At 45.9% G+C, this 16,156-nt stretch carries 13 protein-coding genes, 1 other RNA gene and 1 pseudogene; 14 read left to right on the plus strand and 1 reads right to left on the minus strand.

Annotated elements, in window-relative coordinates:
• The first annotated feature begins 6 nt into the window (after positions 1-6).
• The 9 genes from rnr (at position 7) to azoRB (ending at position 8,778) form a co-directional block, all read left to right on the plus strand.
• Positions 7-2,346 carry a ribonuclease R gene (gene rnr, locus NZD81_RS15210; protein ID WP_014665394.1) on the plus strand — a complete coding sequence of 780 codons (2,340 nt, stop codon included), beginning with the start codon at positions 7-9 and terminating at the stop codon, positions 2,344-2,346.
• Between the two features lie 144 nt (positions 2,347-2,490).
• Positions 2,491-2,961 carry an SsrA-binding protein gene (smpB, locus tag NZD81_RS15215; protein ID WP_003220025.1) on the plus strand — a complete coding sequence of 157 codons (471 nt, stop codon included), beginning with the start codon at positions 2,491-2,493 and terminating at the stop codon, positions 2,959-2,961.
• A 176-nt stretch (positions 2,962-3,137) separates the two neighbouring features.
• Positions 3,138-3,500, plus strand: a transfer-messenger RNA (tmRNA) gene (gene ssrA / locus NZD81_RS15220).
• Positions 3,501-3,682: 182 nt separating this feature from the next.
• Complete coding sequence (locus tag NZD81_RS15225; RefSeq protein ID WP_014665393.1) at positions 3,683-4,477, plus strand: SDR family NAD(P)-dependent oxidoreductase; 795 nt, start codon at positions 3,683-3,685, stop codon at positions 4,475-4,477.
• Between the two features lie 110 nt (positions 4,478-4,587).
• Positions 4,588-5,160: a TetR/AcrR family transcriptional regulator gene (locus NZD81_RS15230; protein ID WP_069150321.1), complete on the plus strand. Its 573-nt coding sequence runs from the start codon at positions 4,588-4,590 to the stop codon at positions 5,158-5,160.
• The gene (locus NZD81_RS15235; protein ID WP_014665391.1) at positions 5,157-5,516 is read left to right on the plus strand and encodes a DMT family transporter; all 360 of its coding nucleotides are present in this window, start codon (positions 5,157-5,159) and stop codon (positions 5,514-5,516) included. The genes NZD81_RS15230 and NZD81_RS15235 overlap by 4 nt, the downstream gene beginning before the upstream one ends.
• Positions 5,513-5,914, plus strand: a complete 402-nt coding sequence (locus NZD81_RS15240; RefSeq protein ID WP_040081811.1) for a YvaD family protein — start codon at positions 5,513-5,515, stop codon at positions 5,912-5,914. Before NZD81_RS15235 ends, NZD81_RS15240 begins: the two co-directional genes overlap by 4 nt.
• 173 nt (positions 5,915-6,087) lie before the next feature.
• Entirely contained in the window at positions 6,088-7,983 is a 1,896-nt protein-coding gene (locus NZD81_RS15245) for an FUSC family protein (protein ID WP_289860951.1), read from the plus strand.
• 159 nt (positions 7,984-8,142) lie between these two features.
• Complete coding sequence (gene azoRB / locus NZD81_RS15250; protein WP_069838727.1) at positions 8,143-8,778, plus strand: FMN-dependent NADH-azoreductase AzoRB; 636 nt, start codon at positions 8,143-8,145, stop codon at positions 8,776-8,778.
• 35 nt (positions 8,779-8,813) lie between these two features.
• Here the strand turns inward: azoRB and NZD81_RS15255 are convergent.
• A pseudogene (locus NZD81_RS15255) lies at positions 8,814-9,891 on the minus strand (oxidoreductase).
• 127 nt (positions 9,892-10,018) lie between these two features.
• On the opposite strand from NZD81_RS15255, the gene csoR reads away from it, so the two are divergent.
• From csoR to bdbD, 5 genes are all read left to right on the plus strand, one after another.
• Entirely contained in the window at positions 10,019-10,324 is a 306-nt protein-coding gene (csoR, locus tag NZD81_RS15260; RefSeq protein ID WP_003228404.1) for a copper-sensing transcriptional repressor CsoR, read from the plus strand.
• Between the two features lie 73 nt (positions 10,325-10,397).
• On the plus strand, positions 10,398-10,607 hold the full coding sequence (copZ, locus tag NZD81_RS15265) for a copper chaperone CopZ (protein WP_040081817.1): 210 nt from the start codon (positions 10,398-10,400) through the stop codon (positions 10,605-10,607).
• Positions 10,608-10,690: 83 nt separating this feature from the next.
• Positions 10,691-13,099, plus strand: coding sequence for a copper-exporting P-type ATPase CopA (copA, locus tag NZD81_RS15270; protein ID WP_282373508.1), 2,409 nt, complete (start codon positions 10,691-10,693; stop codon positions 13,097-13,099).
• Between the two features lie 158 nt (positions 13,100-13,257).
• Positions 13,258-15,366: a heavy metal translocating P-type ATPase gene (locus NZD81_RS15275; RefSeq protein WP_282373506.1), complete on the plus strand. Its 2,109-nt coding sequence runs from the start codon at positions 13,258-13,260 to the stop codon at positions 15,364-15,366.
• Between the two features lie 119 nt (positions 15,367-15,485).
• Positions 15,486-16,154: a disulfide bond formation protein BdbD gene (gene bdbD / locus NZD81_RS15280; protein WP_282373505.1), complete on the plus strand. Its 669-nt coding sequence runs from the start codon at positions 15,486-15,488 to the stop codon at positions 16,152-16,154.
• Positions 16,155-16,156 lie beyond the last annotated feature (2 nt).

The raw sequence follows: 16,156 nt of genomic DNA on the forward strand, positions 1-16,156 counted from the left end.
CGGATAATGGAAAAAGAAGCATTTATGGAAAAGCTTCTCTCGTTTATGAAGGAAGAGGCATATAAGCCTTTGACTGTTCAGGAACTAGAGGAGATGTTAAAAATTACGGAAGCCGAGGAGTTTAAAGAGCTCGTCAAAGCGTTAGTCGCCTTGGAAGAAAAAGGGCTTATCGTACGGACGAGAAGCGACCGCTACGGCATTCCGGAGAAGATGAATTTAATAAAAGGAAAGATTTCAGCGCATGCGAAAGGATTCGCCTTTTTGCTGCCTGAGGATACGTCGTTAAGCGATGTGTTTATTCCGCCTAATGAGCTGAATACGGCAATGAACGGCGATATCGTCATGGTTCGCCTGAATTCACAGTCAAGCGGCTCTAGGCAGGAAGGAACCGTTATACGGATTTTAGAAAGAGCGATTCAGCGGGTTGTCGGCACGTATACAGAAACGAGAAACTTCGGCTTTGTCATTCCGGACGACAAAAAAATCACGAGTGACATCTTCATTCCGAAAAACGGGAAAAATGGAGCTGCGGAAGGGCATAAAGTTGTTGTCAAGCTGACGAGCTATCCTGAAGGCCGCATGAACGCTGAGGGTGAGATTGAAACCATTCTCGGCCACAAAAATGATCCGGGCATTGATATTTTATCGGTCATTCATAAGCACGGCCTGCCGGGAGAATTTCCAGCCGACGCGATGGAGCAGGCATCAAGTACGCCTGACACAATTGATGAAAAAGATCTGAAAGACCGCCGTGATCTCCGTGACCAGGTGATTGTCACCATTGATGGGGCGGACGCGAAGGATTTGGATGATGCAGTTACCGTGACGAAGCTGGACGATGGAAGCTACAAGCTTGGCGTTCATATTGCTGATGTCAGCCATTATGTAACCGAAAACTCACCGATTGACAAAGAAGCGCTTGAAAGAGGGACAAGTGTGTATTTGGTTGACCGTGTCATCCCGATGATTCCGCACAGATTGTCAAACGGCATCTGCTCCTTAAATCCAAAGGTTGACCGCCTGACGCTTTCTTGTGAAATGACCATTAACAGTCAGGGACAGGTGACAGAGCACGAGATCTTCCAAAGTGTCATCAAAACAACGGAAAGAATGACATATTCAGATGTGAATAAAATTCTTGTTGACGATGATGAAGAGCTGAAACAAAAATACGAGCCTCTTGTTCCGATGTTCAAAGACATGGAGCGCCTGGCTCAAATTCTTCGCGATAAGCGGATGGACCGCGGCGCCGTTGACTTTGATTTCAAAGAAGCAAAGGTGCTTGTCGATGACGAAGGAGCGGTTAAAGACGTTGTGATCAGAGAACGCTCTGTCGCCGAGAAGCTCATTGAAGAATTTATGCTTGTGGCAAATGAAACAGTAGCGGAGCATTTCCATTGGATGAACGTCCCGTTTATATACCGGATTCACGAAGAGCCGAATGCTGAAAAGCTGCAAAAGTTTTTAGAGTTTGTGACGACATTTGGCTATGTGGTGAAAGGAACGGCGGGAAATATTCACCCGCGCGCCCTGCAAAGCATTCTGGACGCTGTGCGTGACAGACCTGAGGAAACGGTTATATCTACTGTTATGCTCCGTTCGATGAAACAGGCGAAATACGACCCGCAAAGCTTGGGGCACTTCGGTCTGTCAACGGAATTCTATACGCATTTCACATCGCCGATCCGCCGTTACCCGGACTTAATCGTTCACCGTCTAATCCGTACGTATTTGATCAACGGCAAAGTCGATGAAGCGACACAGGAAAAGTGGGCTGAACGCCTGCCGGATATCGCTGAACATACATCATCTATGGAGCGCCGTGCAGTTGACGCCGAGCGTGAGACGGATGATCTGAAAAAAGCGGAATACATGCTTGATAAAATCGGTGAAGAGTTTGACGGCATGATCAGCTCTGTGACAAACTTCGGCATGTTCGTCGAGCTGCCGAATACAATCGAAGGACTCGTACACGTCAGCTTTATGACAGATGACTACTACCGTTTTGACGAACAGCATTTCGCAATGATCGGCGAGCGGACAGGAAACGTCTTCCGCATCGGGGATGAAATCACAGTCAAGGTTGTCGATGTCAATAAGGATGAGCGCAATATCGACTTTGAAATCGTCGGCATGAAGGGCTCTCCACGCCGTCCGAGAGAATTGGACAGCAGCCGGAGCAGAAAACGCGGAAAGCCTGCCAGAAAACGCGTTCAAAGCACCAATACACCTGTTTCTCCAGCGCCGTCTGAGGAAAAAGGAGAATGGTTCACTAAGCCGAAGAAGAAAAAGAAAAAACGCGGCTTCCAAAATGCGCCGAAACAGAAACGGAAAAAGAAGAAATAACAGCTCAACCAGCAAATAGGGCCGCAGCGCTCTATTTGCTTTCTTTCGGAAACAGCTTTTCATTGTAGCGGTACGTGACATTTGGTAAAATAGAGCGTATCGCAAAAGGTGGACAGTTTTTCCTTAGAGAGAGGAGGTTCTGGCATGCCAAAAGGGTCAGGAAAAGTATTATCTCAAAATAAGAAAGCCAACCATGATTATTTTATAGAAGAAACCTATGAAACAGGCATCGTTCTGCAAGGAACCGAAATCAAATCGATTCGCGCCGGCCGCGTAAACCTTAAGGATTCCTTCGCCAAAATCGAACGGGGAGAAGTGTTTCTCCACAATATGCACGTCAGCCCATATGAGCAGGGAAACCGCTATAACCACGATCCGCTCCGTACAAGAAAGCTGTTAATGCACCGTAAGGAGATTAACAAGCTGATCGGGTTAACAAAGGAAAAAGGCTATTCTCTCGTTCCGCTAAAGCTGTATTTGAAAAATGGCTTTGCCAAAGTGCTTCTCGGCCTTGGAAAAGGGAAGAAGAACTATGACAAACGGGAAGACCTGAAGCGCAAGGACGCGAAGCGGGAAATCGAAAGAGCGTTCAGAGACAGCCAAAAAGGCTTCTAAAGGCATAGTGCTTGATTCGAAAATCAGGCCTGTGCTATACTGTGTTCACGATCAGATCACGTCGACATTCATTTGAAGGATTTGACAATTGAAAAGAGCCGTGATCATGTTATAATAAGACTATAGCCAGTTTGAGTGAGAGCTTGATATTTTCTCCCGTATTTCCCTTATACCAAGGGGACGTTACGGATTCGACAGGGATGGATCGAGCTTGAGCTGCGAGCCGAGAGGCGATCTCGTAAACACGCACTTAAATATAACTGGCAAAACTAACAGTTTTAACCAAAACGTAGCATTAGCTGCCTAATAAGCGCAGCGAGCTCTTCCTGACATTGCCTATGTGTCTGTGAAGAGCACATCTAAGTAGGCTACGCTTGCGTTCCCGTCTGAGAACGTAAGAAGAGATGAACAGACTAGCTCTCGGAAGGCCCGCCCGCAGGCAAGAAGATGAGTGAAACCATAAATATGCAGGCTACGCTCGTAGACGCTTAAGTAATCGATGTTTCTGGACGTGGGTTCGACTCCCACCGTCTCCATACATACTGACAATAAAGCAGAACCTCTCAAGAGGTTCTGCTTTATTTTTTCTCCAAATCACAGGCACCAAAAAGTGCGTACTTCCATTTCAATCCCAGCTGTTTCATACTGGTTGCAGAGCAGATGTTTCACCAATCAGATTTCTGTCAATAAATAAGAGGAATCAAAAACGGAGGGATGAAGAATGAAGCTGAATTTACAAGGAAAAACCGCACTGGTTACCGGCTCGACATCGGGGATCGGAAAAGCTATTGCCTCTTCGTTAGCTGAAGAAGGGGCGGCAGTGATTATTAACGGACGCCGGGAAGAGAAAGTGAATCAGACGATAGATGAATTGAAAACACAACATGCTGAAGCGGTCCTGTATCCGGCTGCATTTGATTTGGGAACAGAAGAAGGCTGCAATGAGCTGTTTCAGGCATATCCGCACGTTGATATTTTGATCAACAATTTAGGGATTTTCGAACCGGCGGAGTATTTTGATATTCCGGATGATGAATGGTTTCGTTTTTTTGAAGTGAATATTATGAGCGGTGTAAGGCTGACACGCAAGTATTTGCATAACATGATCGAGAAAAAAGAAGGACGTGTGATTTTCATTGCCAGTGAAGCGGCGATTATGCCGTCACAGGAGATGGCCCATTACAGTGCGACGAAAACAATGCAGCTGTCCATTTCCCGCAGTTTGGCGGAGCTGGCAACCGGCACGAATGTCACAGTCAACACCGTCATGCCGGGTTCTACCTTAACAGAGGGTGTGGAAACCATGCTGAACTCGCTGTATCCTGATGAAAACCTGACTGTTCAAGAAGCTGAGGCACGTTTTATGAAAGAAAACCGGCCGACCTCTATCATTCAAAGACTGATCCGTCCGGAAGAAATCGCCCACTTTGTTACATTTTTAAGCAGCCCGCTTTCCTCTGCGATCAATGGTGCAGCGCTTCGGGCGGACGGCGGTTTGGTCCGCAGTGTCTTTTAAACCTCTCCCAATTGGAGAGGTTTTTTTATATATTGTTGATTTCCATAAATTGCTGTCATATAATTTTGGTACTGAAACAGTTTTTGTAGTACCGAAAGCGGGGGATTGATATGGATAAAAGAATTCTGGCGGAAACCATCCGGCTAATTAAACAGAAAGGATTTTCATTTACGATGAATGATTTGGCGGCAGCGCTGGGAACAAGCAAGCGGACGCTCTATGCATATTATTCATCTAAAGATCAGCTTGTTGAGGCGGTTGTCGAACAATTTATAGCTGAAATGAAGCAAATGGAAAGAGACATCTATGAAAATGAACGTTTAAATGTGCTTGAAAAGGTGAAAAAAATGCTGATCAGCCTTCCGCAGGGGATGGAACTGCTGAACATGGGATTATTAAGCGAACTGAAGAAATACCATTACGATGCGTGGCTTACACTAGATACCTTTATTAAGGAAGAATGGGCAATTGTCCTAGCATTATTAAACGAGTGCAAACAGCAAAAGAAAATCAGAAACATCAATCCGGACCTGTTTGTTCATATGTATATAGGGAGCATCAACCAAGTGTATGACCCTGAATATCCGCTGAAACATCAGTTCACGACAGGAGAGGTTCTTGAATCAATTGTAGATGTTTTGTTTAACGGTATAACAGCTGATGAGGAGGCTGATGCAACGTGAATTGGGTGTTTCTATGCTTGGCGATTTTGTTTGAGGTTGCGGGAACGGTCAGCATGAAGCTATCGTCCGGTTTTACAAAACTCATTCCCAGTGTGCTGTTGATTTTCTTTTATGGAGGGAGTCTTTTCTTTCTGACGCTTACGCTAAAATCAATAGACGTATCTGTTGCATATGCTGTATGGTCAGGGATGGGAATCGTCCTGATTACAGTGGTTGGTTTTTTGTTTTTTCAAGAACATGTTAGTGTCATGAAAGTCATTTCAATTGGATTGATTATTGCCGGTGTTGTGTCTTTAAACCTGATCGAGCAGGCTGGGGTGTCTGAGCCGGTACATAAAAGCGGGCAGTACAAATGAGATATATGAAGCTCTTTTTTCTCGTGACTGATATTGGCTTTATCTTGTACTGGCTGTCAGCCGGGTTTTCGCTCATACCGGAAAACTGGGCCTTTAAACATCATGACCATCCGTTTATGATCGCCTGGAACTGGTCTTTTTTTCCTCTGGATATCCTGATCTCTGTGACAGGGTTGTACAGCTTGTACTTACAGCGGGTGAATCGTGCTGAGTGGAAGCTGATGGCGCTGATTTCTCTTGTGCTGACCTGTTGTTCAGGCCTGCAGGCGATATCATTCTGGACATTCAGCAGGGACTTTGATCTTGTGTGGTGGCTGTTTAATGGGTATCTATTGATTTACCCTTTATTTTTTATCCACCTGCTCTTAAAGGAAAGCAGAAGGACGAAGCAGTCCTGACAGGTGCCGCTTTTATGATATTGCGAATAAACTGATGTCATGCAAGCAGAGACGGTTTAAGTCTCTGTTTTTTTTATCGGGCACACCAATTGAGGAGCTAACCGCGTTTTTGGGCATACTAAAGCGAAGAAATGGGAAGAGCTCTATATATTCATTGAAAAGGATTTTGTCAAATGAACAAAACTGGTGAGAACAATCAAAGAATCATGCCTATCATGAAGGATGCCTTTCGCATTCATGCGAATCCATTTCCTTGGAAAAAGGCTATCGGATCAGGTTTCGCTTCAGGGTTTCCTGTGCTGGTCGGCGCATTAGCGGGTCACACGGATTACGGACTAACTGCAAGTATCGGAGGCTTTGTTTATTTATATGCTGGCGGTGAATCTTACAAAAAGCGCGCCTTGAAGCTGCTCTTGGTTTCTATTGGGATCGCCCTCTCATTTTGTTTAGGGACGCTTTTGTCCGGGACGCTTTGGATGATGGCGGCTGTTTTGGGGATGGTCGGTGCAGCGGCAATGTTTATTTTTAGCGCGCTCGGCATTCAAGGCCCTGCGCCGATGTTTTTTGTCCTTGCCTTTTTAGTCAGTTCCGGTCTTCCGGCCGATCCTTCACAAGCGTTGTTCAGAGCGGGACTGACGTTTCTCGGAGGCATTTTCGCCATGGGCATCACGCTAATCGGCTGGTTATGGAACAAGCATGGACCGGAGGGAGCGGTGCTGCAAAAAACATATGATCAGCTGGCTGCATGTCTTTCAGCCGTCGGAACGCCAGGTTTTCATCATGCGCAGCATCAGACGGTGCTCATGCTCAGAACAGCCCGCCAAACCGTTCTGGGTAAAGGGAACGGACGGAAAAAATCGCGGCATGATGAACGGTTTTTCCGCCTGCTTGAAAAAGCTGACGACATATTCCTTGCCATTATTCATTTTTCAGCTGAAACGCCGGATGGAGAGACCGCGCAGATTGAAAAGGCACTTCGTCAAACCGGAGATATGCTTGCACATGCACGGGTTTTCAATACGTTTCAGATTAATGAAAATGAATCTGAGCCAAAGCGAAAGCTGTTTGAAGAAATCAACGAGGTTTTGCATATCGCTTCAGGACGTTTGGAAAAGCAGCTTGATGGGGAACCGAGCCGCCTGCCATCCTCTTTTTACTTTTTGAGAAATGCCTTTGACTGGAAGTCTCCGGTTTTGATTAGAGCGTTAAAGTACGGAATTGTTCTGTTTGCCGCCGATATGTTTGCCCTCGTATTCGGCTTTGCACGCTCCTATTGGATTCCGCTTTCGGCAGCAGCGGTCATGCTTGGCACTACTGTTGTTTTTACGCTTCACAGGGCTATTCAGCGTTCGGCCGGAACGGTGATCGGTGTTATGCTGGCAGGCGCAATCTTGTTTTTTAAGCCGGGCGGTGTTTATATTGCGTTTTGTATTGCAGCGCTGCAATGTCTTCTTGAGATGCTGATTGTCCGCAATTATGCGCTGGCTGTTCCCTTTTTAACCGCAAATGCGCTTGTTATCACAGAAAGTATGCATGGCGGCGCGGACACCGGTTATTTTATGATAGCGAGGCTGACGGACGTAGCTGTCGGCAGCGTGATCGGGCTATTGGGAACAATGCTTTTGTGGCGGCGGTTTTCAACGAAGCGGCTGCCTGAACTGATGAGGAACGTCATCCGGCTGGAAGGGCAGTTTATGGAGAAACTGTTAACCGGGCAGAAAGCTGACGAACATAAATTAAGGGTGAGTCTCGTCAGGCTTCGGGATGCGTATGACAAGGCGCTTGGGGAGTTTCCTCATGCGAATGCGGATGAACTCTGGCCTGTTATTTCCGGTGCTCAGCACTTAGGGTATTATTTGCTCTCAGCCCAAGCTCACCGCCGTCCGCCTTCTCCGTTTTCTGATGAAGAGATCAACCAGCTGCGGACGTTTTTTGAACAGGTTGAGCAATCCTTTAACGTGAAAAGAATGCCGGCGGATATTCAAGTGCCGCATGCCGCTCATTATCCTCGGATCAGTAAAGAATTATCCGCGCTGTATTCCGGCTTGAGAACAGCTTTTGAAAAGTAAGCTGTTTGGGAAAGGAAAATAATCTTTAATTCAAGATATTTTACTTGAAAGTAAATTTCTTTGTCTCTATAATAAAGTCTAAGAGAGACAGAATAATCATTATGCATCTGTATGATAATAATTGATGTGTGATTTTTAAAAACGAAAGGACTGGTAAAAATGGCAAAAGTATTATATATCACTGCTCATCCGCATGACGAAGCAACTTCGTACAGTATGGCAACAGGTAAAGCATTTATCGAATCTTACAAAGAAGCGAATCCAAATGATGAAGTTGTACATATCGATTTGTACAAAGAAAACATCCCGCACATTGACGCAGATGTATTCAGCGGATGGGGAAAGCTTCAGTCAGGTACAGGCTTTGAAGAGCTTTCTGAAAACGAAAAAGCGAAAGTAGGCCGTTTGGGAGAGCTTAGCGATCAATTTGCATCAGCTGATAAGTACGTATTTGTCACTCCTTTATGGAACTTCTCATTCCCGCCAGTGATGAAAGCGTATCTTGATTCTGTTGCCGTTGCAGGAAAGTCATTCAAATACACAGAACAAGGTCCTGTCGGCTTGTTGACTGATAAAAAAGCAATCCATATCCAAGCGCGAGGCGGCTATTATTCAGAAGGCCCTGCGGCTGAGATGGAAATGGGACACCGCTACATCGGCATCATGATGAACTTCTTCGGCGTACCATCATTCGATGGCATTTTCGTAGAGGGACATAATGCGGAGCCAAATAAAGCACAGCAAATCAAAGAAGACGCGATCGCGCGTGCGAAAGAAGCAGGAAAAACATTCTAATGAAAAAGCCTCCCCTTATTTGGGGAGGCTTTTGTTTATTGCTCCAGCATAATGGTTCGTTTCTCTTTACTGCTTTTCATCGCGGCTTCAATGATGCGGATGACATCAATACCTTCCTCAGCAGTGACTGGCAGCGCAGCACCTTCTCGTATGCTTTCCGCTATTTTTTGGTAATAAGTGAGATAGGAGCCATTTACTGATGGAACGGTTTCTGTTTTTTTATCGGAGCCATGAACGGTTGTAAGCTGTCCGTAAAACTCCGAATCATCCGCGCCCCAGCTGTCACCCTCTGGTTTTCTTCCCGCTCTGAGTGCGTCTTCCTGCCCGTCGATTCCGTATTTGATAAAGCTGGAACTTTTTCCATGAATTTGATAACGGGGACCGTTTGCAGGAACAATTGATCCTCCGTATAGAATGGCTTGAAGCTTGCCGTAATCCAGGATTAAATGAAAATAGTCAACCGTTTCGGCATTTTCCCGCTGAGCCATTACGTTTGCAGTCACGGCTTTAGGCATCCCAAACAAATGCAGGGTTTGGTCTATAATGTGGGAGCCGAGATCATACAGCGTACCAGTGGCAACGCCTTCTTTTTCCCGCCATCGCGCTTGAACTTCAGGTCTGTAGCGGTCATAGGAGACTTGATATGTATTGATATCTTCAAGAGATCCCTCAGAGATCAGCTTTTTAATCGTTAAAAAGTCGTTATCCCAGCGCCGATTATGATATACGCTTAACAATACGCCTTTTTCATCAGCGGCTTTCTTTAATTTCTCCCCTTCTGCGGCCGTCGCTGTCATCGGTTTTTCCAACACGACGTGTTTTCCCGCTTGTATGCACGCCATAGCATGCTCGTAATGAAGGCCGCTCGGTGTGGTGACAATGACGAGCTCAATGGAGGGGTCATTTGTGATTTCCTCAAGCTCATGCACAACTTCAGCATCAGGAAAATCCCGTTTCACTTCTTCCGTCCGTGATGTCATGATTTTGCTGATGTGATACTCATTTAGAACAGCCAGCAGCGGCCCGTGAAAAACAGAACCGGACAATCCGTATCCTAATATTCCAACCTTGATCGTATCCACTTTTTTTTCTCCCCTTTAAAAGCGTTATCAACAGAAGTATATACCCTCCTGATGAAATGGTAAAACCTAACTGATTCAATTTTTGCGTCGGCATGCTTAGACAACCGTTTGGACAATCAGTATAATGGGAATTAATATCATTAAACAGAGGTGTACGCATGGAAAAGCATAACGAACATAAAACATTAAACCATAAAAGCTCGAAAGAAAAAGATCAGATTACAAACCGGCTTAAGCGGATTGAGGGTCAGGTCAGAGGCATTCAAAACATGGTGGAAAACGATAGATATTGTGTAGATATTCTTGTGCAGATTTCAGCTGTTCAAGCGGCAATGAAAAATGTGGCGCTTCATTTGCTTGAGGATCATGCCCATCATTGTGTAGCGGATGCCATCAAAAGCGGAGACGGGGAACAAGCCATTTCTGAGCTGTTGGATGTATTTAAAAAGTTCACAAAATCATAAAGCGTTTTTTATTGTAATACCCTACGGGGGTATGGTAGGATGAAAACAGAAAGAATAAACAGGAGGAATTCATATGGAACAAAAAACATTGCAAGTCGAAGGAATGTCTTGTCAGCACTGTGTCAAAGCAGTAGAAACGAGCGTAGGAGAACTGGACGGCGTCAGTGCTGTTCATGTCAATCTGGAAGCGGGTAAAGTCGATGTTTCGTTTGATGCTGACAAAGTATCCGTCAAAGACATTGCGGATGCGATAGAAGATCAGGGCTATGATGTAGCCGATTGATTCAAGATATCGCGCCTTTATAGAGGTGCGATATTTCTTTCATTTTTATATACCCCCCGGGTGTATATAAAGGAGTGAGTTTATTGAGTGAACAAAAGGAAGTCGCAATGCAGGTCTCTGGTATGACCTGTGCGGCATGTGCTTCCAGAATTGAAAAAGGCCTGAAGCGGATGCCCGGTGTCGCAGATGCCAATGTCAATCTGGCAACGGAAACTTCAAATGTAATCTACGATCCTGCTGAAACAGGGGCTGCAGCAATTCAGGAAAAAATAGAGAAGCTGGGCTATCATGTCGTTACAGAAAAAGCTGAATTCGATATTGAAGGCATGACCTGTGCGGCCTGCGCCAATCGGATTGAAAAGCGGCTTAACAAAATAGAAGGCGTCGCAAACGCCCCTGTAAACTTCGCTTTAGAAACAGTTACAGTCGAATACAATCCAAAAGAAGCGTCTGTCAGCGATCTGAAAGCAGCGGTAGATAAGCTTGGATATAAGCTAAAGCTGAAGGATGATCAGGACGGTGCAGCAGCTGCTAAAAAGAAAGAAGAACGGAAGCAAACGGCGAGACTGATCTTTTCAGCGGTTCTGTCGTTCCCATTGCTTTGGGCGATGGTGAGCCATTTTACATTTACATCATTCATTTGGGTGCCGGATATATTCCTCAATCCGTGGATGCAGTTTGCGCTGGCGACACCAGTCCAGTTTCTGATCGGCTGGCCGTTTTATGCGGGTGCATATAAGGCACTCAGAAATAAAAGCGCCAATATGGATGTATTGGTCGCGCTCGGAACGACTGCTGCTTACGCCTATAGTCTATATCTTACTTTTCAAAGCCTTGGTTCCAACGGACATACAGACGGCCTTTACTATGAAACAAGCGCGATTTTGCTGACGCTGATTTTACTAGGCAAGTTGTTTGAAACAAAAGCAAAGGGACGTTCCTCGGATGCGATTAAAAAGCTGATGAAGCTTCAAGCGAAAACAGCGACTGTCGTAAGAGACGGAAAGGAGCAAATCGTCCCGATCGCCGAAGTGCTCGTTCATGACATTGTTTACGTCAAACCTGGTGAACGAATTCCTGTCGACGGAGAAGTGATTGAAGGCCGCTCGGCGGTTGACGAATCGATGATTACAGGAGAAAGTCTTCCTGTTGATAAAAATCCTGGCGACAGTGTGACAGGTTCAACCGTTAACGCAAACGGCTTCCTGAAAATTAAAGCTGTCAACGTCGGGAAGGACACTGCCCTTTCCCATATCATCAAAATTGTTGAGGAAGCACAAGGGTCAAAAGCGCCGATCCAGCGTCTCGCTGACCAGATTTCAGGCATTTTTGTGCCGATTGTATTGGGGATTGCCGTTCTCACTTTTCTCATTTGGTATCTTTGGGCGGCTCCTGGCGATTTTGCTGAAGCGATCAGCAAGTTCATTGCGGTTCTTGTCATTGCTTGTCCGTGCGCCCTCGGTCTTGCCACTCCGACGAGCATAATGGCTGGATCTGGACGCGCTGCTGAATTCGGCATTTTATTTAAAGGCGGCGAGCATTTAGAAAAAACACATCGTCTCGATACCATTGTTCTTGATAAAACCGGAACTGTGACAAACGGGAAGCCGCGTCTAACGGATGCCATTCCATTCGGACGTTTTGAAGAAACAGATTTGCTTCAATTTGCAGCGGCAGCGGAAACGGGATCGGAGCATCCGCTTGGCGAAGCAATTGTTGCTGGCGTGAAAGAAAAAGGGCTAGAGATACCGAAGCTAACCCGTTTTGAAGCGAAAGTCGGCGCAGGCATTTTGGCTGAAGCCGGAGGAAAAAGCATTCTCGTCGGCACAAGAAAGCTAATGGAGAGCGAACAGGTTGAGCATGGGGCTCTTCTCGCCCAAATGGAAGAGCTTGAGGCCAAAGGGAAAACAGCTATGCTTGTAGCCATTGATGGGGAGGCAGCGGGGCTAGTAGCGGTTGCAGATACGATAAAAGACACGTCGCGGAAGGCTGTTGCCCGTCTGAAAGAGTTGGGGCTTGATGTCATCATGATGACAGGAGACAATCGCAGAACCGCAGAAGCCATCGCGAAGGAAGTGGGAATTACGAGTGTCATTGCGGAAGTCCTTCCTGAACAAAAGGCGGCAGAAATTGCCCGCCTGCAAAAAGAAGGCCGCCAAACAGCCATGGTAGGCGACGGAATTAACGATGCGCCGGCGCTTGCCACAGCCGATATCGGCATGGCGATTGGAACAGGCACTGACATTGCCATGGAAACAGCTGACATTACGCTGATTCGCGGCGATCTAAACAGCATTGCCGACGCCATTCGCATGAGCAGATTGACAATGAAAAACATTAAACAAAACTTATTCTGGGCGCTCGGCTATAACAGCCTCGGCATCCCAATCGCAGCGCTAGGATTTTTAGCACCATGGATAGCGGGAGCAGCAATGGCATTCAGCTCCGTTTCCGTAGTTCTGAACGCTCTTCGTCTGCAGAAAGTAAAATGAAAAACCGGCGATATGCCGGTTTTTGTTTTTCATTGACACTTTCTTGGAAAACAACATATAATAGGTGTAACTATTATATGAGTATATGCTCATATATGTATAACAAATCAATGCTCATTGATACGCTTTGAAGAGGGAACCCTAAATCGGAAGGTAAGGTGAGACTAGTGAAACAGGAATACGTTCTGGACGGTTTGGATTGCAGCAATTGTGCCCAAAAAATCGAAAATGGAGTCAAAGGCATAAAAGGAATTGACGGATGCGCGGTAAATTTTGCGGCAAGCACCTTAACTGTCTCGGCCGATGGGAAAGAAGAGCAATGGGTCACAAATAAAATAGAGAAAAAAGTGAAATCAATCGATCCGCATGTAACGGTTCGCCAAAAGCATAAAAAGAAATCAGCGGATGACGGCTATCGTAATCGAATGGTCAATATGCTGATCAGAATGGCGGCGGCTGTCATTCTCGGCGCAGCGGCATATTTGGTTCATTCAGGCACCATTGAATTTTGCCTATTTCTCGCTGCTTATTTGATCATTGGCGGTGACATTGTCATCCGCGCAGTCAAAAACATCATCCGCGGCCAAGTGTTTGACGAACATTTCTTGATGGCCCTTGCCACAATTGGTGCTTTTCTGATTCAGCAATACCCTGAGGGAGTCGCCGTTATGCTGTTTTATCAAATCGGTGAGCTTTTTCAAGGAGCCGCAGTCAGCCGGTCCAGAAAATCAATTAGTGCCTTAATGGATATACGGCCTGATTACGCCAATGTGAAAACAAAGAACGGCATCGAACAGGTTTCTCCGGAGGATGTTCAGACAGGAGATATCATTGTGGTTAATCCGGGAGAAAGCATACCCCTGGACGGTAAGGTCGTGCAAGGGTCAGCGATGGTTGATACATCTGCGTTGACAGGTGAGTCCGTTCCGAGAAAAGCTGCGGAAGGACAAGAGGTCATGTCAGGCTTTATCAATCAAAACGGCGTTCTGCATATTGAAGTCACAAAGGGCTATCAGGACTCAGCAGTATCAAAAATATTAGACCTGGTTCAGAATGCGAGCAGCCGCAAGGCCCGGACAGAAAACTTTATCACGAAGTTTGCTAAGTATTATACACCTGCTGTTGTCATTATCGCGGTATTGCTGGCTTTTGTTCCGCCGCTTGTTGTTTCTGGCGCCTCTCTTTCCGATTGGGTGTACCGCGCGCTTATCTTTTTAGTGATTTCTTGTCCTTGTGCGCTAGTTGTCTCTATTCCGCTCGGTTTCTTCGGAGGAATCGGAGCGGCCTCGAAGGCTGGAGTGCTTGTAAAGGGAAGCAATTATTTAGAAGCCTTGAATCAAGTCAAATACGCGGTGTTTGATAAAACGGGAACATTAACAAAAGGCAGCTTTGAAGTGACAGAAATCAAGCCTTCGGAAGGATTTACAAAGGACAGCTTACTTGAAGCGGCGGCATACGCTGAGCTTCATTCACAGCATCCGATTGCCGAATCAGTGCGTAAAGCTTATGGAAAAATGCTTTCCCCTGACGCCATAGAATCATATGAGGAAATATCCGGCCACGGCATTTTTGCAAAGGTAAATGGAACTGAGATCCTAGCCGGGAATAAAAAGCTCATGGAAAGAGAACAAATTGAGGATGTCCCGGATGAAAAAGCCGGAACAATCGTACACGTTGCCGTTGGTCAACGATATGCCGGAGCAATCATCATAGCGGATGAAGTAAAGGAAGACGCAGCACAAGCAGTTGCTGATCTGAAGTCGCTTGGGATCAAACAGACAGCTATGCTGACGGGTGATTCGAAACAAACGGGGGAAGCGGTCGGAAAACAGCTTGGCATCGATGAGGTATATGCAGAGCTGCTCCCGCAGGATAAAGTCGCGCAGGTCGAAGCATTGGAAGCCAAGCTTTTGCCTAATGAAAAACTCATTTTTGTCGGTGACGGCATCAATGATACACCAGTGCTTGCCCGCGCAGATATAGGGGCCGCGATGGGAGGCCTTGGCTCAGACGCCGCGGTAGAAGCCGCAGACATCGTGCTGATGACAGATCAGCCGTCAAAAATTGCGGAAGCGATTCGGATCGCGAAACGGACACGGCGTATCGTGTGGCAAAACATCGGCTTTGCTTTAGGCGTAAAAGCGATCTTCCTCATTTTTGGTGCATTTGGAATTGCGACTATGTGGGAAGCGGTTTTCTCTGATGTCGGCGTTACGCTGCTGGCTGTTGCAAACGCCATGCGTGTCATGCGTCTTAAAAACAAATAAATTGTCGGAGAGAATTCATTTTTTCGGGGTTTTCTTATCTGTGCTTGTCTTGTTAAAATAAAGAAGTGGGTCAATTGCGATCCGCTTCTTTTTTAATTTTAAAACGATGAGGTGTCGGAGTGAAAAAGAAACAGCAGTCTTCTGCGAAATTCGCGGTCATCCTTACGGTTGTGGTCGTTGTATTGCTAGCAGCCATTGTCATCATTAATAACAAAACGGAACAAGGCGATGAAGCGGTTTCCAGACAGCCGTCTATTAAAGGCCAGCCTGTGCTTGGCAAGGACGATGCACCGGTAACTGTAGTAGAATTCGGAGATTACAAATGTCCGTCTTGCAAGGTGTTTAACAGTGACATCTTTCCAAAAATACAAAAAGACTTTATTGATAAGGGCGATGTGAAATTTTCTTTCGTGAACGTCATGTTCCATGGAAAAGGTTCAACATTAGCGGCTCTTGCATCAGAAGAAGTATGGAAGGAAGACCCTGACTCTTTCTGGGATTTCCATGAAAAGCTGTTCGAAAAACAGCCGGATACAGAACAGGAATGGGTAACCCCGGGCGTTCTCGGTGATCTTGCAAAAAGCACCACAAAGATAAAACCTGAGACGCTCAAGAAAAATCTTGATAAGGAAACATTCGCTTCTCAAGTGGAAAAGGATTCTGACCTTAATCAAAAAATGAACATAAATGCAACACCGACGATTTACGTCAATGATAAAGTGATCAAAAATTTTGCGAATTATGATGAAATCAAAGAAACGATAGAAAAAGAGCTGAAAGGGAAGTAACG

Source organism: Bacillus sp. B.PNR1, assembly GCF_030386235.1.
Lineage (GTDB): Bacteria > Bacillota > Bacilli > Bacillales > Bacillaceae > Bacillus > Bacillus stercoris.